Origin of the sequence: Streptomyces sp. RGM 3693, from assembly GCF_050471125.1 — a bacterium.
Lineage (GTDB): Bacteria > Actinomycetota > Actinomycetes > Streptomycetales > Streptomycetaceae > Streptomyces.
Window position 1 is genome coordinate 589,432 of sequence record NZ_JBMPPQ010000001.1, and the last position, 26,760, is coordinate 616,191.

A 26,760-nucleotide genomic window follows, 5' to 3' on the forward strand; every position below is an offset into this window, starting at 1 on the left:
ATGGACGACAAGCGTGCTCTTCTCCTGAAAATGCTGGCTGCCGTACAGCAGGCCGCTCCCACTGCTCCGGATACCGCGGACGACGCGGATATCGCGGTCATCGGGCTGGCCGGGCGCTATCCCTCGGCCCGCACACCGGATGAGCTGTGGCGCAATGTCGCCGAGGGCCGGAACTGCATCAGCGAGGTGCCCGCCGACCGTTGGGACGTGGAATCGCACTTCCACCCCGAGGCGAAGGACGGCCGCAGTTACAGCAAGTGGGGCGGCTGGCTCTCCGACGTCGACAAGTTCGACCCGTTGCTCTTCCAGATCTCGCCCTCCGACGCCGAAGAGATGGACCCGCAGGAGCGGTTGTTCCTGGAAACGGCATGGGCGACCGTCGAGGACGCGGGATATCGGCCGCGCGGATTGAGCGACGGCAATCCGGTGGGTGTCTTCGCCGGCGTGATGAACAACGACTACGAGCTGCTGGCCGGGGAGAGCAGCGCGTACGGGGTGCACACCCACGCGCGCTCCGCCCACTGGTCCCTCGCCAACCGGGTCTCCTACGTCCTCGACCTGCGCGGACCGAGCCTCACCGTGGACAGCGCCTGCTCGGCCTCGCTCACCGCCATCCACCTGGCCTGCGAAAGCCTGCGGCGCGGGGAGTGCCGGGTGGCGATCGCCGGCGGGGTCAACCTCATCCTGCACCCGCTCCACCTGGGCATGCTCGCCGACCGCCAGATGATCTCCCGCGGTGACCGGTGCCGCAGCTTCGGTGCCGGTGCGGACGGTTTCGTCGACGGCGAAGGCGTGGGCGCCGTCCTCCTCAAGCCGCTGTCCGAGGCGGAGGCCGACGGCGACCGCATCTACGCCGTCCTGAAGGGCTCCGCGATCAACGCCGGCGGCCGGACCAGTGGTTACACGGTGCCGAACCCGGCGGCCCAGGCCGAGGTGATCGGCGCCGCGTTGCGCCGGGCCCGGATCGACCCCCGCACCATCACCTACGTAGAGGCACACGGCACCGGCACCCCGCTCGGCGACCCGATCGAGATCGCCGGGCTACGCGAGGCGTTCCGTGCCGGCACCCCGGCCGGTGCCGACCCGGGCCGCTGCGCCCTCGGCTCACTGAAGTCCAACATCGGCCACCTGGAGTCGGCCGCCGGCATCGCGGGCCTGACCAAGGTGCTCATGCAGCTCCGGCACGGCGTCCTGCCGCCCTCCCTGCACTCGGCCGAACTGAACCCGGACATCGACCTGTCCGGCACCCCGTTCCGGGTGCAGCAGGAAGCTGCGCCCTGGACCCGTCCGGTGGTGCGCGACGCGGACGGCCGGGAGCGGGAGCTGCCGCGCCGGGCCGGCATCAGCTCCTTCGGCGGCGGCGGGGCGAACGCGCACCTCGTCGTCGAGGAGTACCGCGGGAGCCGGGCGGCCACCGCGGACGGCACCAGCCCCGAGCTGATCGTGCTGTCCGCCCTCAGCGAGGAGCGGCTGCGGGCCTACGCGGGCGAACTCGCCGACTTCCTGGACCGGCAGCCCACCGACGACGGCGCCCTTGAGCGCTGCCTCCAGGTGGCCGCCGAGGTCCTGCGGGTCCGGCCGGAGGACCTGGACCCGGACGGGACACTCACCGACCACGGCTGCTCGGCGGCCGAACTGACCGCGCTGAGCGAGCGGCTGGGACGGGACACCACGGTGCCCGGCACGGCCTCGCTGCGCGAGCTGGCCGGCGGTGGACCGGCGATCTCCCTCGCCGACCTCGCGCACACCCTGCGCGTCGGGCGGGAGCAGCTGGACGTCCGGCTCGCGTTCCCGGCGACCGGCCCGGACCGGGTGCGCGACGTGCTGCGGGCGGTGGCCTCCGGCACCCAGAGCGACACCGAGACCGGTATCGAGCTCAACGACAGCAGCCGCACCCGCCGCGGGCTGGGCGGCGACGCGCCGGACCGCTTCGCGCGGGCCCTGGCCGACGGCGACCTGCCCACCGCCGCGCGGCTGTGGACCGAGGGGGTCCAGGCGAACTGGCCCGCCACCGGCGCCCGTCGGATCGGCCTGCCGACCTACCCCTTCGCCCGTAAGCGCTACTGGATTCCGCTGCCCGCACAGGCCGCGCTGCCCGCGCCGGCGGCGCCGCGCGCTCCCCGAGCGGCCGGGCCCCAGCCGAGCGCCGGGCCCGAGGCCGGCACCACACCGGTGGTGCCGGACGGCCGGGAACTCGGCTACTACCAGCCGGTCTGGTACCCCGAGGCGCTCGCCGCCCCGCACCCCGCCGCACGGGAGACCGACCGGGTCGCGGTGCTCACCGCCGGCGAACCCGACGCCCTCGCCCGGGCGTTGCTGCGCCACCACCCCGGAGCCGAACTGGTCCGACTCGACCGGGACGACCCGGCGGCGGTGCTCACCGCCCCGGTGCAGCACCTCTACCACCTCGGCGGGCTGCGGCGGCCGGACGATGTGGCCGCCGGGCTGCGCGACGGCGTGCTGGCACTGTTCCGCACCCACGGCCTCGGCACCCGGCTCACCGTGGTGACCAGCGGTGCGTACGACGACAACCCGCACGCGGCGGGGATCCTGGGTCTGGCGCAGATCGTGGCCGCCGAGCGCCCCGACCTCGACGTCACCTGCATCGACGTGACCGCCACCGATCCGCAGGAGGCACTGGCCGCGGTGCTCGTGGAGCCCCCGGACCCGGGCGGCCGGGCGGTCCTGCTGCGGGCCGGCCGACGGCACGTCAGGCGCCTGGTCGAGACCCCGCTGCCGGCGCCGGACCGCTCGCCCTACCGCAGCGGCGGCACATACCTCCTGATCGGCGGGACCGGCGGCATCGGCCGCGCCCTCTCGGAGGAACTGGCCCAGCGGTACCAGGCCAATCTGGTCTGGGTCAGCCGTAGTCCCCTCGGCCCCGAACAGCTGGCCACCGCGGAGCGGGTGCGCGCCGCGGGCGGCCGGCTGGTGCACCTGCGGGCCGACGCCGCGGACCCGTCCGCACTGCGCGCGGCACTGGCCGAGGCCCGGCAGCACTTCGGTGCGCTGCACGGCGTCTGCCACGCGGCGATGGCGTTCAACGCCAGCACCCTCGCCGAACTCACCGAGCCGGAGCTGCGCACGGCGCTCGCCGCCAAGATCGACGGCTCGGTCGCGCTGACCGACGCGCTGGGGGACGAACCCCTGGACTTCCTCGCCTTCTTCAGCTCGGTGGGCTCCTTCGTGAGCGCCGCGGGCAACGCCGCCTACGTGGCGGCCAGTTCCTTCCAGGACGCCTACGGCCGGGCGCTGTCCACGCGGCTCCCGTACCCGGTGCGGGTGGTCAACTGGGGCTACTGGGGCCTGGTCGGCTCCGGAGCGCAGCCGGGCCTCCAACAGATCTTCCGGCGCAACGGCGTCGAGGCGTTCTCGGTGCGCGAGGGGCTGGACGCCCTGGAGCGGGTGCTGGTCCACGGCCCGGTCCAGGTCATGCCGATCCGCGCCGACCGGCAGGCCCTGGAGGTGCTGGGCCACCGCGCCTCGGCGCTGGCCGGCCGGATCGCCCCGCCGGCGCCCGCCGACCCGGGCGCCGAAGCCGTCCTCGCCGGGTACGACCGGCTCTCCGCGCTCTGCGAATCCGCGCTCCTCGACATCTACCGGCAGATGGGTGCCTTCACCCGCCCCGGCGAGCGGGAGAGCGTGACCGGCCTCGCGGACCGGCTCGGCATCGTCCCCAAGTACCACCGGCTGCACGGGGCCCTGCTGAACATCCTCGCCGACGCCGGACACCTCGCCGTGCGGGGAGACGCCGTCGAGGTCCTCGCGGCCGGCGACCGCACCCCCGCGGACCACCGGGAACGCGAACTGGACCGGATAGCCGCCGACCACCCGGACATCAGGGCCACGGTGGAGCTGACCCGACTGTTCCTGCGGAGCTACCCGCAGGTGCTGCGCGGCGACGTCGGCGCCACCGAGATCATGTTCCCGAACGCGTCGATGGAACTGGTCGAGGACTTCTACCGCGGCAACCCGCTCACCGACTCCTTCAACACACTGGTCGCCGAGACGGTGGCCGAGCACGCACGACGGCGGGTTCTCGCACTCGGCGCCGATGAGCGGCTGCGGGTCGTGGAGTTCGGGGCCGGCACCGGCGCCACCACGGACCGCGTGCTGCCCGCCCTGTCCCCCTGGGCCGACCGAGCCGAGTACGTCTTCACCGACATCTCGCCGCAGTTCCTGGAGGCCGCCGAGGAGCGGTTCGGCGCCCGCCACCCGTTCACCCGGTTCCGCATGCTCAACCTCGAACGGCCCCTCACCGAGCAGGGCTTCACCCCCGGCAGCGCTGACGTCGTGGTGGCCACCAACGTCGTGCACGCCACCGGTGACCTGCGCCGCACGCTGCGCACGGCGCGCGAACTGCTGCGCCCCGGCGGGTGGTTGGTGCTCAACGAGCTGACCTCGATCCGTAGCAGCATCACCGTCACCGGCGGTGTGCTGGAGGGCTGGTGGGCCTTCACCGACCCGGAGCTGCGCATCAAGGACGCCCCGCTGGCCACCCCGCAGACCTGGCAGCGGCTCCTGATCGAGGAGGGCTTCAGCGACGCCCTGGTCCTGGACCGCGGCGCGGCCCTCGGCCAGCACGTGATCATCGGGGCGAACGCCGCAGCTGCCCCGGCGGCCCCGGCGACCGCGCCGGCCGCCGACCCGGCGCCGCCGCGGGCCGGCCACGCCGCCGCGGCGGGTCAGCGGCTGCTGTCCCGGCTCGGCGACATCGTCGCGGCCACCCTGAAACTGGACGAACCGGTCGACCCCGAGCGGCTCCTGTCCGACTACGGCTTCGACTCGCTCAGCGGCATGAAGATCGCGGCGGCGATCGAGGACGAGCTGGGCCTCCGGGTCCGGCTGGGCGACCTCCTCCAGCACCCCACCCTGCGCGACGTCGCCGACCACCTCGCCGAACTGACCGGCGCCGGGCCCGACGACGGACCCGCCGACGGGCAGCCCCCGGCGCCGCAGCCCCGGCCGGCAGCGGTCGCCTTCCCGCTCTCGGTGGGCCAGCGGGCGCTGAGCGTGATCGAGCGGACCGCCCCCGGCAATTACGCCTACAACCTGCCGCTGGCGTTCTGGCTCGCACCGGACACCGACGAAGCCGCCCTCGGTGCGGCGCTCCAGTCGATGGTCGACCGGCACCCCCAGCTGCGCGCCCGGGTGACCGGCGACCAGCAGATCGTCGAACCCGCCCAGGAACTCGCCGTCAACCGGCGGGAGATGGGCACCGGCGGTCCGGACGAGGTCCGCGAGGCGGCCCGGGCGGCGGTCCGGGAGCCCTTCGACCTGGCGCGCGGGCCGCTGCTGCGGGCCACCCTGTTCGCCCTGGCCGACGGCCGGCGGGTCCTGCTGCTCACCTTCCACCACATCGTCTTCGACGGCCTGTCCATCGCGGTGTTCCTGCGCGAGCTGTCCGCGTTCTACCGGCAGCGCCCGCCGGCGACCGCACCGTCGGCGACCTTCGCCGACTTCGTCGACTGGCAGACGGAGCTGCTGGGTTCGGAGCACGGCGACCGCCTGCGTGCCTACTGGCTGCGGCAGCTCTCCGGCGACCTGCCCGCCCTCCAGCTCCCGCTGGACCGTCCCCGCCCGGCGGTGCCGAGCTACCGCGGGGCCTCCGTCGAAGGCCGGCTGACCGCAGGGCAGATCCAGGCCGCCCGACGGCTGGCCGCCGAGGAGCGGACCTCGCTCTTCACCGTCCTGCTCGCGGTCTACGCCACCCTGCTGCACCGCTACTCCCAGCAGGACCGCGTCCTGATCGGCACCCCCGTCGCCGGGCGCCCGTCCCCGCAGTACGCCGAGGTGCTCGGCTACTTCATGAACATGGTCGTCCTCAAGCACGACATCGACCCGGAACAGGACTTCCGGACCGTGCTGCGCGACGCGCGGGACACCGTCCTCGCGGCCCTGGAGCACAGCGACTACCCGCTCCTGACGCTCGCCCAGGAACTACGCGGGTCCCGCCTCTTCGACACCGCCTTCTACTTTCAGAACTGGGTGGAGGACGACACCGACACCGCACCGGTGTCCGGGGTGTTCCCCGGCGTCCACCAGGAGGGCGAGTTCGACGTCACGCTGGAGGTCGTCGAGGAGCCCGAGGGGGCCCGGTACTGCCTCAAGTACAACCCGGACCTCTTCGACGAGGACACCGTGCGGCGGCTCGGCGCGCACTTCGGCGTGCTGCTCGACGCGGCGCTGGCCGGACCGGACCGCGCCGTCGACCGCCTGCCCCTGCAGAGCGCCGACGAACTGCGCGCGGCCCAGGAACGGCACCGGCGGGTCCGGCGCGACTACCCCGAGGACCGCACCCTGCCCGTCCTGTTCGCCGAGCAGGCCCGCCGCACACCCGAGGCGATCGCGGTGTCCGACCCGGACACCACGCTGACCTACCGGGAGCTGATGGCCCGCACCGACGCGCTCGCCGACCGCCTCCGGCACCGCGGAGTCGCGCCGGGCCGCCGGGTCGGCGTGCTGGTCGACCGGTCCGCTGACCTGCTCGTCGCCCTGCTGGGCGTGCTCGCGGCCGGTGGCGCCTACGTACCGCTGGACCCCGGCTACCCGGCCGAGCGGCTGCGGTACATGGCCGAGGACGCCAGCCTGCACCTGCTGCTGGTGCGCTCCTCCGGCACGCACCCCGACCTCGGCACCCCCGTCCTGACGGTCGACGCAGCCGACGCCGGCATCGACGGGACCGACGGGACCGACAGGACCGACGGGACCGACAGGACCGACGGGACCGCGGCGACCGCCGGCGGGTCCCGGCCGGGGGCGGGCGCCGGGCCGACCGCGCACGATGCCGCGTACGTGATCTACACCTCGGGATCGACCGGCCGCCCCAAGGGCGTCCAGGTACCGCACCGGGCGCTGGCCAACCTCCTGCTGTCGATGGCCGAGGAGCCCGGTCTGACGGCCGGCGACCACCTGCTGGCGCTCACCACCGTCTGCTTCGACATCGCCGCCCTGGAACTGTTCCTGCCGCTGATCACCGGCGGCCGGGTGGAGCTCGTGCCCACCGAGGTCGCCCGGGACGGCGTCCTGCTGCGCCGCCTGCTCGACGCCAGCCCGGCCACGGTCGTCCAGGCCACCCCCGCCACCTGGAAGATGCTGCTCGCCGCCGGTTGGACGGGCAACCCCGCACTGAAGGTGCTGTGCGGGGGAGAGGCCCTCGACCAGGACACCGCCGAGCAACTGCTGGCCCGCGCCGGCCAGGTGTGGAACATGTTCGGGCCGACCGAGACCACCATCTGGTCGGCCGTGTGCCGGCTCGTGCCCGGCGAGCGGGTCACCATCGGCCACCCGATCGCCAACACCGAGCTGCACGTGCTCGACACCCGGGGCCGGCCGGTCCCGGCGGGTGTGCCCGGCGAGCTGTACATCGGGGGCGCGGGCCTGGCCACCGGCTACCTGGGCCGCCCGGAGCTGACCGCCGAACGGTTCGTCACCACCGACGGCGTCCGCCGCTACCGCACCGGCGACCTGGTGCGCGCCCTGCCCGACGGTCGGATCGCGTACCTGGGCCGGCTCGACGCCCAGGTCAAGGTCCGCGGCTTCCGGATCGAACCGGGCGAGATCGAGGCGGTGCTGCGCACGCAGACCGGGGTCCGCGAGGCCGCCGTGGTCGCGCGCCGCACCGGCGGCGAGAACGTCCTGCACGCCTTCCTGGTGCTCGACGGCGGCGCCGCGCTGCCGCCCCGCGAGGCGCTGGCCCGGTGGCTGCCCCCGCACATGGTCCCCGAGGTCCTCCTCCCGGTGGCGTCGCTGCCGCAGACCCTCAACGGGAAGGTGGACCGCGGCAGACTGACCGACGCGCCCCTGGCCGAGCTGGGCGCGGCGGCCGCCACGGAACGTCCCGGACACCCGGCGGCCGCCCCGGAGCCCGCGGTGCACGCGGCGGGCGCCCCCGAGAGCCCCGCGGTCCGTACCGCGGAGCTGACCGCGCTGATCGCGGACCTCCTCGACACGGACCCCGCGCAGGTCCCCCCGGACGTCCCGCTCGGCCAACTCGGCATGAACTCGGTCAGCTTCACCGCGCTCAGCACCCGGATCAGCGAGCGGTACGGCACCGAAGTGCTGCCGACGCTGTTCTACCGCTACCCGACCGTCTCCGCGGTCGCCGCCCACCTGGCCGGGGCCGACCGCGGCGACGCACCGCGCGAGGAGGCTCCGCCGGCCGGGACCGGCGGTCCGGCGCCCGCCGCGTCCACCGGGGTCACCGGGGCCGCGGCCGGCAGCGCCCCGGCCGCCGCCGACCGCACCGGAACCGGCGACATCGCGATCGTCGGCATGGCCGGCCGGCTGCCCGGTTCCGCCGATCTCACCGAGTTCTGGGAGAACCTGGCGCAGGGCCGGGACCTGGTCACCGAGATCCCCGCCGACCGCTGGGACTGGCGGGCGCACACCGAGAGTTCCCGCTCCCGCTGGGGCGGATTCCTCTCCGGCGTGGACCGCTTCGACGCCGCCTTCTTCGCGATCTCGCCCCGCGAGGCCGAGCTGATGGACCCCCAGCAGCGCCTGCTCCTCGAAGCGGTGTGGTCGGCGATCGAGGACGCCGGTTACCGGGCCTCGGACCTCGCGGGCCAGCGGGTCGGGGTCTTCATCGGCACCACCAACTCCGACTACGCCGAGGTGCAGCGGGCCGCCGGACGGGCGGCCGAGCCGCACACCCTCACCGGCGCCGCCCAGTCGATCATCCCGAACCGCATCTCGTACCTCCTGGACCTGCGCGGCCCCAGCGTCGCGGTGGACACGGCCTGCTCCAGTTCGCTGACCGCCGTGCAACAGGCGGTCACCGCGCTGCGCGACGGCACCTGCGACCTGGCCCTCGCCGGCGGGGTCAGCCTGATCCTCGACCCGGGGCTCTACACCGCCCTCAGCCGCAACGAGATGCTCAGCGAGGACGGCCGGTGCAAGGCGTTCGACGCCTCCGCCAACGGCTACGTGCGCGGTGAGGGCGTGGGTGTGGTGGTGCTGCGGGACCACGCGGCCGCACGCCGGGACGGTGACCGGGTGGCCGCGGTGATCAAGGCGGCCGCGGTCAACCACGGCGGCCGAACCACCTCACTCACCTCGCCCAACCCCGGCGCGCAGGCCGACCTGCTCGTCGCGGCCTACCGGGCGGCGGGCATCGACCCCCGCACGGTCGGCTACATCGAGGCGCACGGCACCGGCACCGCACTCGGCGACCCGATCGAGATCGCCGGTCTGACCGAGGCGTTCGGGCGGCTGCGCGGGGACGCCGAGGTGACCGAACCCAGCTGCGGTATCGGCTCGGTGAAGACCAACATCGGCCATCTGGAAGCCGCCGCCGGGATCGCCGGACTGCTCAAGGTCGTGCTCGCGCTCCAGCACCGGACCCTCCCGGCCAGCCTGCACTTCCGCGAGCGCAACCCCTACCTCGAACTGGACGGCAGCCCCTTCGAGATCGTCGACACCACCCGGCCCTGGCCCGCACCCGTGGCCGAGGACGGCTCCGCGCTGCCCCGTCGCGCGGGCGTCAGCTCCTTCGGCTTCGGCGGCGCCAACGCACACGTGGTGATCGAGGAGGCGCCGGCCGTACCGCACGGTCCGGACCGCGCCGCGGAGGACCTGTTCGTCCTGTCCGCCCGGACCGAGCGCGGCCTGCGGGAGCAGGCCCGACGGCTCGCCGCCTTCGTCCGACGGACGGAGCCCGCGCCCGCCGATGTCGCGTTCACCCTGCGCACCGGCCGGGAGGCGATGGAGGAGCGGCTCGCCTTCGTCGCCCGCGGCCGCACCGAACTGCTGGCACAGCTGGACGCCGGCGCCGAGGGCCGCGCCGGGGCGGGGGCGCTGCGCGCCCGGGTGAGCGGTGACCGGCGCCGCACCGCGGCCTCGCGCGGCGCGGCCTGGCAGGACTTCGTCCGCGCGCTGTCGGCCGAGCGGGACCTCGCGTCCCTGGCTCAGCTGTGGACCGACGGCGCGGACGTGGACTGGTCCGGACTGCCGCCGGCCCGCCGGATCGCGCTGCCCACCTACCCGTTCGAGCCGACCCGGCACTGGGTCGACGCCCCGGCCCCGACCGACGGCCGGGCTCCGCGTGTCGCCCCGGCCCCGGCCGACGGTGCCGCACTGCTGGACGAGAACGTCTCGACGTTCGGCGAGGCCATCTTCGCCAAGCGGCTCACCGGGGCGGAGTTCTACCTCGCCGACCACCAGGTCGGCCAGGAGCGGGTGTTGCCGGGCGTGGTGTACCTGGAGATGGCGCGACTCGCCGGTGAGCGGGCGCACGGCACCGCCGCGGTCCGGCGGATCGACGACGTCGTCTGGGCCGCGCCCGTCGCCCTCCGGCCCGACCAGCACAAGGACCTGCGGGTGGTGGTCGCGCCCTCCGGCGCGTTCGAGGTCGTCGGCGAGCGCGCGCACGCCCGCGGTCGCGTGGTGTTCGACGAGCCCGGCGCGGACGCCGCGCCGGCCCCCGACCGGATCGATCCGGCCGCGGTGCGCGACCGGTGCCACCGGCACCGGACCCGGCAGGAGACCTACGCCTACTTCCACACCCTGGGCTTCCGGTACGGCCCGGCCTTCCAGGTCATCGAGGAACTGGCGCTCGGTGACGGCGAGGCCCTGGCGCGGCTGCGCCGCCCCGCGACCGGCGCGTACCGGTTCGACCCCTCGCTGCTCGACGGAGCACTCCAGACGGCCGGTTGGCTGGTGGAGGGCTCGACGCCGCACCTGCCCTACTCGATCGGGTCGGTGCAGCTCTTCGGCGAACTGCCGGCCGAGTGCCTGGTGCACGCCGAGGCGGTGGAGAGCCGCGCGGACGCCCAGGTCTTCCGTATCGTCCTGGCCGCCCCCGACGGCACGGTGGTGGCGCGCATCGAGCGCTTCACGCTGCGCGCCGTACCGCAGACCGAGCCCGCGGTGCACGCCTTCGAGCCGGTGTGGCAGGAGACGGACACCGCGCCCGAGCCCGCCCGGCGGACCGCGGCCGGGCCGCTCGCCGTCCTCGACACCGGGGACGGCCGCGCCCAGGCGCTCCGCGACGAACTGGCGCTGCTCGCACCGGAGTTGACCGTACGGGTCGGCGATGTGGAGACCGCCTCGTGCGTCGTTCACCTCGCCACCGGGGACGGTCTCGACGCGGCGCTGCGCGACGGCTTCCACACGGCCCTCGACGTCTGCCGGACCCGGATCGCCACCAGCGGCGGGCTGCTGCGCTACCTGTACGTCCACGACGACCGGGCCGGTGCCGCCGGGGCGGCGCACCGTGCGCTCGACGGCCTCGCCCGGTCGATCGGCCAGGAATACCCCGCGATCCGGATGAGCGTGCTGGCCCGCACCGGCCCCACCACCGACTCCGTCCGGGAGCTCGCCGCGCTGGTGCTCGACGAACTCCCCGGCGGCGAACCGGAGGTGCGGACCGGCGCCGGTCGGCGCGCGGCCCGCGGCTGGCGCGCGCTCGCCCTCCCCGAGGCCGGTGGCTCGCCGCTGGCCCGGGACGGTGCGCACCTCATCACCGGCGGCTCCGGGAAGCTGGGGCGGCTGGTCGCCGAACGGATCGCCAGGCATCCCGGCGCCCGCATCGTGCTGGTCAGCCGGACCGCACCGGCCGAACCCCTGCCGGACGGCTGGCTGCACCTGAGCGCCGACGTCGCCGTGCGGGCCGACGTCGAGCGGGTGGTGGACGAGGCCCGGCGCCGCTTCGGACGGATCGCCGGTGTCGTGCACGCGGCGGGCACGCTGCGGGACTCGCTGGCGCTGCACAAGAGCCGCGCGGACGCCGACGCGGTACTCGCGCCCAAGGTGCGGGGCCTGGTCCACCTGGACGAGGCGACCCGGGCGGACGAACCCGACTACCTCCTCGCCTTCGGCTCGACCGCCGCGGTGTTCGGCAACGTCGGGCAGACCGACTACGCCTTCGCCAACAGCTTCCTCGACCACTATCTGGAGCGGCGCCCCGGCCGCAGCCTGACGGTGGACTGGTCGCTCTGGCGCGACGGCGGCATGACCCTGACCGCCGAGGCCCGGCAGGGCATGCGGCGCGAGTTCGGCATGGAGCCGCTGCCGACCGGGGCCGCACTCGACGCCCTGGAGGGCGCGCTGGCCACCGGCGCCTCCCGGGTCCTGCTCACCGCGGGCGACCACGGGCGGATCGCCGAGGCCCTGCGCCGACGCCCCGCCGAGCCCGAGCCGGCGCCGGCGCCCGCGGCGGCCACCCCGGCCGGGCCGGACCCGGACGAGGGTGCGCTCGGTCCCACCGCCGTCGCGTTCCTGCGCGAACTGCTGGCCGCCGAGCTGAAGATGCCGCTCGACGACGTCGCGGAGGACGAGCCGTTCGACCACTACGGAGTCGACTCGCTGCTGGTGCTGAGCCTCACCCGGGCACTGGAGGAGCGCTTCGGCCCGCTGTCCAAGACGCTGTTCTTCGAGTACCTGACGGTCGGCGAGTTGGCGGCGTACCTGGCCGAACGGCACCCCGCCGCGGTGCGCGACCTGGCCGCCCCCCGGCCGGCGTCCGCACCGCACGCCGAAGGCGCGGTCGCCGAGACCGTTGCGGGGGCGGCGGACGCGGCTGCCGTGGCGCCGATGGACCCGCTCCCCGGTGCGACGGCGACCGCCGCGGCAGTGGTCCCCGCCGCGGCCGTAACCGGCCCGGTCGTGCACGCCACCGTGCCCGAACCCGACCTCGGACCCGACCCCGCCGACGAGATCGTGATCGTCGGGGTGGCCGGCCGCTACCCGCAGGCCGACGACCTGTGGCAGTTCTGGCGCAATCTGCGCGCCGGCCGGGACTGCATCGAGGAGGTGCCGCAGGACCGCTGGGACCACGACCGGTTCTACGACCCGGACCGCGACGTCCCCGGCAAGACGTATGCCAAGTGGGGCGGCTGGCTCTCCGACGTGGCGTCCTTCGATCCGATGTTCTTCCGCATGTCCCAGGTCGAAGCGGAGCACATCGACCCGCAGGAGCGGATCTTCCTGCAGACGGTGTGGCACCTCCTGGAGGACGCGGGCACCTCCCGGGCGGCCCTGTCCACGGTCCGCACCGGCGTCTTCGTCGGCCTGATGTACGGCCACTACCAGCTGTACGGCGTCGACGAAGCCCTGCGCGGTGACGGCGCGGCCACCTCGTCGTCGTACGCCTCGGTGGCCAACCGGGTGTCCTACTTCTTCGACTTCGACGGGCCGAGCATCGCCCTCGACACCATGTGCTCGTCCTCGCTCACCGCCCTGCACCTGGCCTGCCAGGCGATCCGGGACGGGGACTGCGAGGTGGCGGTGGCCGGCGGCGTCAACGTCTCCAGCCACCCGCTGAAGTACCTCCAACTCGCCAAGGGCGGCTTCCTGTCCACCGACGGCAGGTGCCGCAGCTTCGGCGAGGGCGGCGACGGCTACGTGCCCGCCGAGGGCGCCGGGGCGGTGCTGCTCAAGCGGCGCTCCGCGGCCGAGGCGGCCGGTGACCGCATCCTCGCCGTGGTCAGGTCCACGGCGGTGAACCACGGCGGCGCCGGAAAGGGCTTCAGCGTGCCCAACCCCCGGTCCCAGGGGGTGATGATCGGCGAGGCGCTGACCCGGGCCGGTCTGACCCCCGCGGAACTGGACTACCTGGAGGCGCACGGCACCGGCACCTCGCTCGGCGACCCGGTGGAGATCAGCGGCCTGGCCCGCGCCTTCCAAGGACACGACCTGGACGGGGTGCGCATCCCGATCGGCTCGGTGAAGTCGAACATCGGCCACGCCGAGTCGGCCGCCGGCATGGCCGCGCTGACCAAGGTCCTGCTCCAGCTGCGGCACCGGGAACTGGTGCCCTCGCTGCACGCCGACCGCCTCAACCCGCACCTCGACCTGGACGCCACCCCCTTCCGGCTGCAGCGCGAACTCGCCCCCTGGGTGCCGCGCGTCGACGCCGCGGGCCGTCCGCTGCCCCGCACCGCTGGCATCAGCGCGTTCGGCGCGGGCGGCAGCAACGCCCATGTGATCCTGGAGGAGTTCGTGTCACCCACGCAGCCCCCCGCGCCGGAGCCGCCGTACGTCTGCGTGCTCTCCGCACGCGATGCGGAGCGGCTCACCGAACACACCGCGCAGCTCGCGGAGTTCCTCCGCGGCGAGGGACGGGACACCCACCCCGCCGCGCTCGCCGCGACGCTCCGGACCCGTGAGCCGATGGCTCACCGCCTCGCCGTGGTCTTCGACGGCGTGGCCGACCTCGTGGACGCGCTCGACCGGCACCTGGCGGGTACGCCCGCACCGCAGGTCCTGACCGGCACCGCGGTCCGCTCCGCCGCACCGGCCGCGGACCGCACCCCGCGGGAACTGGCCGCCGCCTGGGTCCGCGGCGCCCAGCTCGACTGGCCCGGCGACGGTCCGCTGATCCCGCTGCCCGGCTACCCGTTCGCCCGCGAACGCTGCTGGCTGCCCGCCGCCGACGCGGTGCGCACCCGCCCCGCCCCGCCCCCGGCACCCGAAGACGCCCCGCTACGCGGCGAGGTGCTGCTCTCCACCGCGACCCCGGTCATCGCCGGGCACCAGGTACAGGGCCGGTTCCTACTGCCCGCACTGGCCTACCTCGACCTCATCGCCGGGGTGTTCCGCGACCACGGGCACCCGGTCGAGCGGGTGACGGTCCGCAACCTCACCGCGCTGCGACCGCTGGACGTCACCGACCGGCCGGTGGCCGCGGAGGTCCGCTGCACCCCGGCCGGGGCCGGCCGGTGGCAGGTCACCGTGACCGACGGCGAGCCCTACGCCACGGCCGAGGTCGAGGTGACCGGCCCGCCGGTCTTCCGGGAGCGGCTGGTGAGCCACCCGCACGACACCCCCAGGCCGCTGGCCGACACATACGACCGGGACGCCGGCAACGGCCAGCACTACCGCGGTGCGGCGCGCGCCGACGGCCTGGTCCGCACCGACCAGGAGCAACTGACCGCCGAACTCACCGCCGCACCGGGCGACTTCCTGGTGCACCCGGCCCTGCTGCTCGGCGGGACGGTCGCGGCCGGAGCGTTGCTCGACACCGGCGGCCGGGCGTTCCTGCCGCTGCACCTGTCCTCGTTCCGCACCACCGGACCGCTCACCGAGCGCTGCACGGCCCGGGTGCGCCGCTCCTCGGTGAGCCGCCGCGGCGAGGTCGTCCGGCTCTCCGTGGACTTCTTCGACCAGGAGGGCCGGCAGGTGGCCGAGTTGTCCGAGCTGTCCAGCAAGGCCGTAGCGCCCGCCGCCGGTGCGGCGGAGCCGGGAGCGCCGGCCGCCGCCGGGGGAACGCTCCCCGGCGCGCCCGCCACCGCCCGCGCGCAGGACTTCCTCCGGCGCCTGCTGGCCGAACACCTGGGCCGCGCACCGCAGTCGATCCCGGTGACCTCCGGCTACTACGAACTGGGCATCGACTCGGTGCAGGTGCTGGGCCTGGTCGAAGCGGTACAGGACGCCGTGGGCCAGGAACTGGCCCCCACGCTGCTCTTCGAATACACCACCGTCCGCGACCTGGCGGCCCACCTGGCCGAGCGGTTCCCTCACGCGTTCGACGCCGCCGACGACCCGGCGCAGGACCGCCCGCGGACCGCGCCCGCGGGCGGACTGGGCCGGCTCAGGGAGAGCACCCGTATCCCCGCCGCCCCGGCCCCGGCGGCGCTGTCCGCGGACGAACTCGACCGGCTGATCGCCGGCCGGCTGCTGGAGCGGCTCCGTACCGCCGGCGCGTTCGCGCACGGGCGCACCGAGCCGGTGGCCGAACTGGCCCGGCGGATGTCCGTCCTGGACAAGTACCGACGCTGGCTGGACGAGGCGGCAACCCTGCTCACCGCCGCGGGCCTGACCCACCTGGCCGACGGCGTCCTGGAGCTGGCGGCCGGGCAGCCCCCGGCGCACGCCACCGCATGGCCGGCGGTCCGGGCGCGCTTCGCGGCCGACCCGTACTGGAACGCGCAGCTCTCCCTGGTCGAGGAGTGCATCGACCAGCTGCCCGGGATCCTGTCCGGTGCGGTGCCCGCGACCGACGTGCTGTTCCCCGGCGGCTCCATGGCCAAGCTCACCGCGGTGTACCAGGGCAACGCGGTCGCCGACCGGCTCAACGACGTGGTCGCCGAGGTGACCGCGGCGGCCGTGCGCGAGCGCCTCGCCGACGACCCCCGGGCCACCGTCCGGCTCGCCGAGGTCGGTGCCGGCACCGGCGGCACCACCGCCGTCGTCCTGCCCCGCCTCGACGCCCACGCGGACCGCGTCGAGTACTGGTACACCGACCTCTCCCCGGCCTTCCTGGACCAGGCGGAGCGCCGCTTCGGCCCGGGCCGCGGGTACCTGCGCTACGGCCGGTGGAACGTCGAACAGCCGGGCGCGGGCGAGCAGCTCACCGGCGGCGACTGCGACGTGATCGTGGCGACCAACGTGCTGCACGCCACCTGCGACATCCGCCTCGTCCTGCGCAATCTGGCCGCCGCGCTGCGCCCCGGCGGCGTCCTCGTCATCAACGAGGTCACCCGCAAGTCCGCGGTGCTCACCCTGACCTTCGGCCTCCTCGACGGCTGGTGGCGCTACGACGACGAGGACGTCCGCATCCCCGGCGCGCCGATCCTCACCGCGGCCGGCTGGCAGCAGGTGCTCCAGGACTCCGGCTACGACGAGGTGTGGCGCCCGGTCGCCGAACCGGACGCGTTCGGCGAGGTGTTCGCCGCGCACCGGCGGCCGGCCGGGGTCCCGGCACCCGACGGGACCCGTCTGCTGACCCGGGAGTGGGAGCCCGCCGAGATCACCCCCGGCCGGCCGCCGGCCGCGGTGGCCGTCCTCGGCACTGGGCCGGCCGCCCGCCGCGTCGCCGACGCCCTGCCGGGCGCGGTACCGGTCGGATCCGTGGCCGAGCTCGACGACCGGTTCGAGGCGCTGGTCGACCTCGGCGGGCTCGCGCTCGCGGACTGGCTGCCGGTGCTCCAACGGATGGCCGGACGCCCGGCGTTGCTGCTCGGCGTGGGCACCGGCGACGCCCGGGCCGGGCTCTACCGGATGCTGCAGAGCGAGTACGGCCGGATCCGCTCCCGCTACCTGGAGGCGGACCCCGCCGACCCCGACCTGCCCGCGCTGCTCGCCCGGGAACTGGCCGACGGCGGCGACGACCACGACGTCACCTACCGCGACGGGACGCGCCACCGGTCCGTGCTCGCCGAGCTGCCGGCCGCCACCGGCGCCCCGGTCCGCTTCCCGGCCGACGAGCCACTGCTGATCACCGGCGGTACCCGCGGCATCGGCCTGGCGCTCGCCCGGCACGCCGTCGACGCGTGGGGCGCCCGCACCCTCGTCCTGACCGGGCGCGAGCAGCTTCCGCCGCGCGAGAGTTGGGACCGCTACGGCCCGGACACCGCACTGGGGCGGAAGCTCGGCGGACTGCGCGCGCTGGAGCGCGACGGGGTCCGGCTGCGGGTCCTCGCGCTGCCCCTGGGCGAGGACGCCGCCGCGGTCCGGGAGGCCCTGGCCGGGATCCGGCGCGAGTACGGGCCGATCGGCGGTGTGCTGCACGCCGCGGGGCTCGTCGACCGGGACAACCTCGCCTTCGTCGGCAAACCGGTCGAGGCGGTGCGGGCGGTGCTCGCGCCGAAGACGGCCGGACTCGACGCCCTGGTGGACGCGCTCGCCGGCGACCCGCTGCGGTTCGGTGTGCTGTTCTCCTCGGTCGCCTCGATGGTCCCCGCGGCCGCGGTCGGGCAGAGCGACTACGCGATGGCCAACGCGCACCTGGACGCCGTCGCCCGCCGCGCGCCGCACGGGCTGCCCCTGGTGAGCGTGGCCTGGCCCAGCTGGCGGGGCGTCGGCATGGGCAGCGAGCGGCCCGGGCCCGGCTACCAGGCCACCGGCCTCGGCGAACTCTCCGAGGCCGAGGGACTGCGCCTGCTCGACCACATCCTGTCCACCGGCGCCGGACCGGTGGTCCTGCCGGCGATCGTCGCCCCGGACTGGACACCGCGCGCCCTGCGCAACCGCCGGCCGGCCGCCCCCGCGCCGGCCCGCCCCGCGGTCGCGGCGGCGGCCGGTGCGCGGGACGGAGGGACGCCGGCGGCCGGGACCGGGGAGGCGGCGCAGGAGGCCGCGGCCTGGCTGCTCGGCCTGCTCGCCGAGCAACTGGGCTTCGACCGCGAGCGCCTGGCGGCCGACGTGCCGATCGCCGACTACGGCACCGACTCGATCATGATGGTGCAGATCCTGCGCCGGGTCGGCGGGGAACTGGGCGTCGAGCTCGACCCGTCGGTCCTCGTGGAGCACCCCACCGTGGAGTCCTTCACCGGCTGGCTGGCCACCCACCACGGCCCGGCCCTGGCCCGGACCTTCGGCACCACACCGGCACCGGCCGGCCCAACGGCCCCCAGCCACCCCGCCGTTGCCGCCGCCACCCCTGCTTCCGCCGCCGTTACGGTGTCCGCCCCCGTGCCGGCCCCGCGACCTCAGGCGTCCGACGCCGGACCGTTCGACGTCGCGGTCATCGGGATGTCCGGCCGCTTCCCCGGCGCCCCCGACCTGGACGCCTACTGGCAGCTGCTGAGCGCCGGACGCTCGGCGATCGCCCCGGTGCCGGCCCGCCGCTGGGGCGGCGAGACCGGATACACCGCCGGCCTGATCGACCTGGACGGATTCGACCCCGCCCACTTCCACCTCTCCGACAGCGACGCCGCCGCGATGGACCCGCAGGCGCTGCTGCTCCTGGAGGAGGCCCTGTTCGCGTTCTGCGACGCCGGCTACGGCCCCACCGAGCTGAAGGGCCGGGAGATCGGCGTCTACGTGGGCGGCCGCACCCGACACGCCCCGGACGACGTGACGCTGGGCCGCAGCCGCAACCCGGTGGTCGCGATCGGCCAGAACTACCTGGCCGCCAACCTCTCCCACTACTTCGACCTGCAAGGCCCCAGCACGGTCGTGGACACCGCCTGCTCCTCCGCGCTCGTCGCCCTGCACCACGCCGTCCAGGCCATGCGCTCCGGCGACGTGGAAGCGGCCCTGGTCGCCGGGATCACCCTGCTCCCCAACGCCGACGGGCACCGGCTCTTCGACCGGCGCGGGCTGCTCAACACCGGGCCGGAGTTCCACGCGTTCGACCGGCGGGCCCAGGGCTTCACGCCCGCCGAGGGCGTCGGCGTCCTCCTGCTCAAGCCACTCGCCGCGGCCGAGGCCGACGGCGACCGGGTGCACGCGGTGATCAAGGGCGTGGCGGTCAACAACGACGGCCGGACCGCCGGACCGGCCACGCCCAACCCGGCCGCACAGCAGCGGGTGATGGCCCGTGCGCTGGCCCGGGCCGGGGTCGCCCCGGACGACGTCACCTACATCGAGACCCACGCGGCCGGATCCCAGGTCCCGGACCTGATCGAACTGAAGGCGATCGCGGCCGTCTACCGCGCCGGTTCCGACACCCCCTGCTCGCTCGGCTCGGTCAAGCCCAACATCGGCCACCCGCAGTGCGCGGAAGGCATCGCCGGCGTCCTCAAGACCGTCCTGATGCTGCGCAACCGCCAGATCGTGCCGTTCCTCAGCGGCCAGGAACCGCTCGCCCACTTCGACTTCGACGCAGTGCCGCTGCGGTTCGCCCGCACGCTCACGCCCTGGCCGGACGCGCCGCTGGTCGCCGCCGTCTCCAGCTTCGCCGACGGCGGTACCAACGCCCACGCGATCCTGGCCGGCCGGAGCGGTGGCGCCGGCGCGACGCGGCAGCCGCTGGCCCGACCGCGGTTGCAGCGGCGCCGGTTGCCGTCCGCGGACACCGAGCGGTTCGCGATCGTCGGCATGGCCGGGCACTACCCCGGCGCCGCGGACCTCGCGGACTTCTGGGAGAACCTCAAGGCGGGCCGGGACAGCGTGTCCGAGGTACCGGCCGGGCGCTGGACACCCGCCGGGGACACCGAGTCCCGCTGGGGCGGATTCCTCGACGACGTCGACCGGTTCGACGCCGACTTCTTCCGGATCTCCCGCCCGGAGGCGGAGATCACCGACCCGCAGGAACGCTGGTTCCTGCGCACCTGCTGGGAGGCGATCGAGGACGCCGGGTACACCCCGGCCACCCTCGCCGAGGCCAAGGGGCCGGACCGGCGCCGCGCGGTCGGCGTGTTCGCCGGGACCATGCACAAGGACTACACCCTGGTGGCGGCGGAGGCGGCCACGCCCGTTCCGCTGAGCCTCAACCAGGGCCAGATCGCCAACCGGGTCTCCTTCTTCGGCGACTTCCACGGCCCGAGCATGACGGTGGACACCCTCTGCTCCTCCTCGCTCACCGCGCTGCACCTGGCGGTGGAGAGCCTGCGCCGCGGGGAGTGCGAGGTGGCCCTCGCGGGCGGCGTCAACCTCTCGCTGCACCCCGGCAAGTACCGCACCTACGGCGCGGTCGGCATGCACTCCTCGGACGGCCGCTGCCGCTCCTTCGGGGAGGGCGGGGACGGCTACGTGTCCGCGGAAGGCGTCGGCGCGGTGGTCCTCAAGCCCCTCGCCGCCGCGGAGGCCGACGGCGACCACATCTACGCCGTCGTCGCCGGGTCCGCGGTCAACCACGCCGGGGCGGTCAGCGGGTTCAGCGTGCCCAGCCCGGTCGGCCAGGCCGCCGTGATCTCCGCCGCGCTCGCCGCCGCGGACGTCGACGCGCGGTCCCTCGGCTACCTGGAGGCGCACGGCACCGGCACCTCGCTGGGCGACCCGATCGAGATCCGGGGCCTGGCCACCGCCTTCGGCCGGGACACCGGTGACACCGGGTTCTGCGCCCTGGGGTCGGTGAAGTCCAACATCGGACACGCCGAGGCCGCCGCCGGCATCGCCGGCCTGACCAAGGTGGCCCTGCAACTGCACCACCGCACACTGGTGCCCTCGCTGCACGCGCAGACCGTGAACCCGCTGCTCGGCCTGGACGGCACACCGTTCCGGCTCCAGCGCACCGCCGAGGCGTGGCCCGCGCCGTCGGACGGCCCGCGGCGCGCCGGACTGAGCTCCTTCGGGGCCACCGGGGCCAACGCCCACCTCGTCCTGGAGGAGTACCTGCCGGCCGCTCCGGCGCCCGCGGTAACCGCCGGCCGACCGGCGCAACCCTTCGTGGTGCCGCTCTCCGCCCGCAGCGAGGACCGGCTGCGAGTGATGGCCGCCCGCCTCGGGGACGCGCTCGGCACGGCCGGCGACCGGCCGCTGCGCGACGTCGCGCACACCCTCCAGAGCGGCCGGGTCGAGTTCGCTGCCCGGGTCGCCTTCGTGGCCCACACCACCGCCGAACTCCTCGGACAGCTTGCGGAGTTCGCCCGGCACGGGGTGCGCCCGACGGGGTCCGGGACGGAGCCGCACGCCACCGCCCGGCGCTGGGCCGAGGGCACCCCGGTGGACTGGGCCGCCCAGTGGGGAACGGACCGGCCGCGCCGGGTCAGCCTGCCGGCCTACCCGTTCGCCGGCGACCGCCACTGGGTGCCCACCGGCCGCACGGACCGCCCGGCGGACGTGCCGGCCACCGTGCCGGCCACCGTGCCGGCCACCGTGCCGGCCACCGCGCCGGCTACGGTGCCGGACCGCCTGCCCGCGGACCGGGCGAACCACCCGGCGGACGCGCCCGGCACCGCGCCGGTCGTCCCGCCGGAGGGACTGCTCACCGTGCCGCGCTGGGTGGCGTCCCAGGCGGTGCCCGCCGCCGGGCCGGCACCGCGCCGGGTACTGATCGTCACCGACGCGCCGGGCGCCACGCTCGCCACGGCCCTGGCCGACCACTACCGGCGCACCGGCGGCGCCACGGAGGTGACCGAGCGCCCCCTCGACGACGCCTTCGCCTTCACCTTCGCCGGACCGGCACCCGACCGGGTCCACCTCGTCGCGGGCCCGGGCCCCCTCGGCCCGGACACCGCGGCCGCGCCCGAACTCGCCCTGCTCCGCCTGGTCAAGGCCCTCCGACACGGCGACCCCGCCGCACGCACGGACCTGTCCGTCGTCACGCAGGACACCCAGTCGGTCGACGGGGAGCACAGCACGGCGCGCGGTGCGGGCCTGGCCGGGCTGGCCTACTTCCTGGCCCGCGAATCCGGGCGGTTCGCGGTGCGGAACCTCGATGTGTCCAGCGCCGAACTGGCGACCCCCGACGGCCGCGCCGCGGTGGCCGCCGCGGTGGCCACCGAGCCCCCGGCCCCGGCCGGCGACCTCATCGCGCTGCGCGCGGGACGCCGGTACCGGCAGGAGGTCCTCCCGGTGGCGCCGGCCGAGGCGGCGCAGGCGGGACTGCCCGGCATCCGGCCGGGCGGCAACTACGTCCTGGTCGGCGGCAGCGGGTTCGTGGGACGCATCATCAGCCGTCATCTGATCGACCGGTACGACGCCAAGGTGGTCTGCGTCGGGCGCCGTCCGCAGAGCGACCCCGCGGTGCGCGCGGCCCTGTACGACGACCGGATCGGCTACGTCCAGGGCGACGTCACCGACCCGCGACAGGCCCGGCAGGCGATCGCCGGGGCGAAGGCCCTGCTCGGGGAGGTCCACGGGGTGCTGTTCGCCGGGGCCACCCGGATCACCGGGGCGCCGGGCGCCCTCGCCGACCTCGGCGAGGACGAGTTCCGCGCGCACTACGAGGTGAAGGCGGCGGGCACCCGCCACCTCTACGAGGCAGTGGCGGACGAGCCGTTGGACTTCCTCTGCTACTTCTCCTCGGCCCAGGCGTTCTCCTTCGGCGGAGCCGGCACCCACGCCGCCTACGCGGCCGGGATCACCTTCGCCGACGCGTTCGCCCGCTCGGTCGGCCGGACCGCGGCGTTCCCGGTCGGGATCGTCAACTGGGGCGCCTGGCGGGCCTCGTTCGGCGAGGCGGCACGCGACTACCCGACGCTGGGCTTCCTCGACGACGGCGAAGGTGCCGCCTGCTTCGACACGGCAGTGCGGCTGCTGCGCGCGGACCGGTACCGCCAGGTCATCGGGATGCGCGCGCTGGCGGCCCGCCCCACGGCACCGGTCGGCCCGAGCGTGGCCGGCCCGAGCGCGGGCGCCCCGTCCGGGTCCGCCGGCCGGCGCCCGGAGATCCGCCGGCTGCTGGTCGAGCGGCTCGCCAGGACGCTGCGGGTGCCGAAGGAGGACCTGTCGCCCTCGACGGCCTTCGCCGATCTGGGCGTCGACTCGATCACCGGCTCGACGTTCGTCACGCAGATCGCCGAGGAACTGGGCGTCGAACTCAACGCCGCCGCCCTGTACGAGTTCTCCTCGATCGACCGGCTGGCCGACCACCTGACCGGCCTGCTCGGCACGGCCGACGCCCCACCGGAGCCCACGGCGCCACCCGCGCCGCAGGCGCCCGCAGCACCGCCGGCGCCACCCGCACCGGACGACTTGATCGTGACGTTGGAGGCACGTTTCGCGGCCGGAGAGCTCTCCGCCGCGGAGGTGCTGGACCTGCTCGACGCCGAACTGGCCACGAGGGAGCAACGATGAGCAGCGCGAACTTCCGGGACATCCTCGACGGCTACGCCCGGGGCGCGGTCGGCGCCGAGCAGGCACGCGGTCTGCTGGACGCGCACCGCCCGGCCCCGGAGCCGACCCCCGCACCCCCGGTGGCCGGCCACCCGGACCGTCCGCAGATGCTGGACGTCGCCGTGATCGGCATGTCCGGGCAGGTCCCGGGGGCGACGGACACCAGCGAGTTCTGGCACCGCCTCACCGAGGGCCGGGTCACCTACGGCGAACTGCCCGGCCACTACCTCGCCCCGGACGACCCCGGCGGCTACCGCTGGGGCGGGGCACTGGGCGAACGGGACTGCTTCGACGCGGAGTTCTTCGGCATCCGCCCGCACGAGGCGGACCTGATGAGCCACCACCAGCGGCTGCTGCTCCAGGAGAGCTGGCACGCGCTGGAGGACGCCGCCCTCGACCCGAAGCAGCTCGCCGGCTCCCGCACCGGACTGTTCATCGGCGCCGAACCCACCGGCTACCCGCACGAGTCGTTCACCGGCGCCTCCGACGCGCTGGTGGCCTCCCGCCTCTCGTACTTCCTCGACCTGCGCGGCGCCGCACTGGTGGTCAACACCGCCTGTTCGTCCGCGCTGGCCGCGGTGCACCTGGCCTGCCACAGCCTGCGGTCGGGGGAGTCGTCCCTCGCGCTGGTCGGCGGCGTCAACGCGGGCCTGGACGCGCGGGGCCTGGACCTGCTGGTCGAGAGCGGCGCGATGTCGCCCAGCGGACAGTGCCGCACCTTCGACGCCGAGGCCAACGGCACCGTCTACTCCGAAGCGGTCGCCGTCGTCGTCCTCAAGCGGCTCTCCGACGCGCTCGCCGACGGCGACCACATCCACGGCGTGATCCGGGCGACCGGCATGAACCAGGACGGGGCCAGCAACGGCATCACCGCCCCCAACGGGGCCGCCCAGGAGGACCTGGTCGTCGATGTCTACCGGCGCTTCGGGATCCCCGCCGAGCGCGTCGGCTACGTCGAGGCCCACGGGACCGGGACCGCGCTCGGCGACCCGGTGGAGGCCAACGCGCTGGTGCGGGCGTTCGGGCGGCTGACCGACGAGCGGGGGTTCTGCACCATCGGCAGCGCCAAGGCGCACATCGGCCACACCGGCGCCCCCGCGGGAGTCGTCGGACTGATCAAGGTCCTGCTGTCCATGCGGCACGGCCGGCTGGTCGGCATGCCGACCCTGCGCACCCTCAACCCGCTGATCGGCTTCGAGGGTTCGGCCTTCGTCCCGGACGAGACGGCCCGGCCGTGGCGGAGCACCTCCGGAGCCCCGCTGATGGCCGCGGTGAACTCCTTCGGGCACAGCGGGACCAACGTCCACGTGGTGGTCGAACAGTACGTGCCCGCCGACGCGGCGGACCGTACCGACGACGCCGCCGGCGGACCGCAGATCGTCCCGCTGTCGGCGCGCACCACCGAGCGGCTCCGCGCCGCCGCGGACGCCCTCGCCGCGCATCTGGCGGCGCCCGCCGCCGGTGCGCCGCCGCGGCCCGCCCCGCAGCCGGTGGCGCCCGCGCAGGTGTGCGCGGTGCTGGCGGACGTCCTGGGCGTCGCCGCCGACGAGATCGACCCGGACGAGCGCCTGGACGCCTACGGTGTGCGTCCGGAGCAGTTCGCCCGGTTCGGCGAGGCCCTGGAGGCCGCGTTCGGCCCGCAGTTGGACGCCGACGCGCTCCACGAGGGCCGTACCGCCGGGGACGTGGCGCGCCTGCTCGCCGCGGCGGACGCCGAAGGGGACGCCGACGGTGAGCGGCCCGGCGCCGCGGACGCGGGACCGTCGCTCGCCGACGTGGCGCGCACGCTCCAGCTCGGTCGGGCCGAACTCGCGGCGCGCGCCGTGCTGGTCGTCCGTGACCGGGACGAACTCCTGGCCGGACTGCGGGCCCTGGCCTCGGGACAGGAGCTCCCGGAGAACTGCTGGCTGGGCGAGGCCGACGGGCGGGGCGAGGTCGTCCGGCTCTTCGCCGACGACGACGAGCTGCGCGACGCCGTGGGCAAGTGGCTGGAGCGCGGTAAGTTCGCGCAGGTCGCGGAGTTGTGGGTGCGCGGCGGCCCCATCGAGTGGCGCCGGCTGCACCACGGCGGAACGGGGCGCCGGGTGCCGCTGCCCGGCTACCCGTTCGCCAAGGACCGCCACGGCATCACCGCCGCCGTCCCCGCCGGCCCGCAGTCCCTCCGGCCGGTGGCCGAGCGCCGCCCCGAGCCGCCCGCCCCGGCCCAGGCCGGGCCGTCCGCCGCGCCGCGCGGCGACCAGCGCCCCGAGCGGCTGGCCCCGGCGCTGGAGGAGCGGATCGCGCGGCTGGCCACCGAGCTGATCGGCGCGTCCGAGGGCGGGGTCGACCCCGCGGAGCAGCTGGACCGCTACGGGATCGACTCGATCACCCGGACGCGGCTGAACCAGCTGCTGAGCGAGGCGTTCCCGGCGGCCTCACGGACGCTGTTCTTCGAGTTCGCGAAGGTCGAGGGCGTGGCCGGGCACCTGGTCGAGCGGTTCCCGGACGCCTGCCGGGACTTCCTCGGCTGGGGTGACGCGGCCGCCGTCCCCGCCGCCGGGACCGCACCGGCCGTCGAGCCCGCCCCCGACGCCGTTCCCGTCCCGGTCACCGAGACCGTCGCGAGCGCCGAAAGCGTCCCCGCAGCCGTTCGCACGGCGTCAGTTGACGAGGTCGCGGTGGACGCGGACGCCGCCGGGGCCGCGGGCGACACCGCCGGCGACACCACGGACGCCGCCGGGGCCGACGTTGAGGACGGCATCGCGATCATCGGGATGAGCGGGACCTTCCCGGACGCGCCCGACCAGCAGCGCTACTGGCAGCTGCTCATGGACGGACGCTCGGCCGTCACCGAGATCCCGCACCGCCGCTGGGACTGGCGGGAGCACTACGACCCGCGCCCCGAGGGCGCGGACGTGGTCCGCAAGAGCCCCTCCAAGTGGGGTGCCTTCCTGGACGGCTTCGACGCGTTCGACCCCGCGCTGTTCCAGTTCACCGACCAGGAGGCCCGCAACACCGACCCGCAGGTGCGGTTGTTCCTCCAGGAGTGCTGGAAGGCGCTGGAGGACGCCGGCTACGCCCCGTCCAAGCTCCCCGCCGACGTCCGCGGACGCATCGGGGTCTTCGCGGGCGGCGCGAAGCACGGCTTCACCCGGTTCGGCTCCGAAGGCCGGCTGGAGATGCCCCGCACCTCCTTCGGCGACATGGTCAACCGGGTCTCCTTCCAGTTCGACCTCGGCGGACCCAGCAAGGCCGTCGACACCGCCTGCTCCTCGGCGCACGTGGCGCTGCACGAGGCGGTCGAGAGCCTGCGCTCGGGCCGCTGCGACCTGGCCCTGGCCGGGGCCGTCAACCTCTACCTGCACCCGTCCACGTACGTCGAACTGGCCACCGTGG

At 75.3% G+C, this 26,760-nt stretch carries 2 protein-coding genes (1 of these 2 only partly in view); both read left to right on the plus strand.

Annotated elements, in window-relative coordinates:
* Window positions 1-23,346 (plus strand): amino acid adenylation domain-containing protein, encoded by a 23,346-nt coding sequence (locus ACO0M4_RS02730; protein WP_430367908.1) that lies wholly within the window; start codon window positions 1-3, stop codon window positions 23,344-23,346.
* Window positions 23,343-26,760, plus strand: the beginning of a protein-coding gene (locus tag ACO0M4_RS02735) for an SDR family NAD(P)-dependent oxidoreductase (RefSeq protein WP_430367910.1). 5,429 nt of this gene lie beyond the right edge of the window; only the first 3,418 of its 8,847 coding nucleotides appear in the window; the start codon lies at window positions 23,343-23,345; its stop codon lies beyond the right edge, outside the window. The genes ACO0M4_RS02730 and ACO0M4_RS02735 overlap by 4 nt, the downstream gene beginning before the upstream one ends.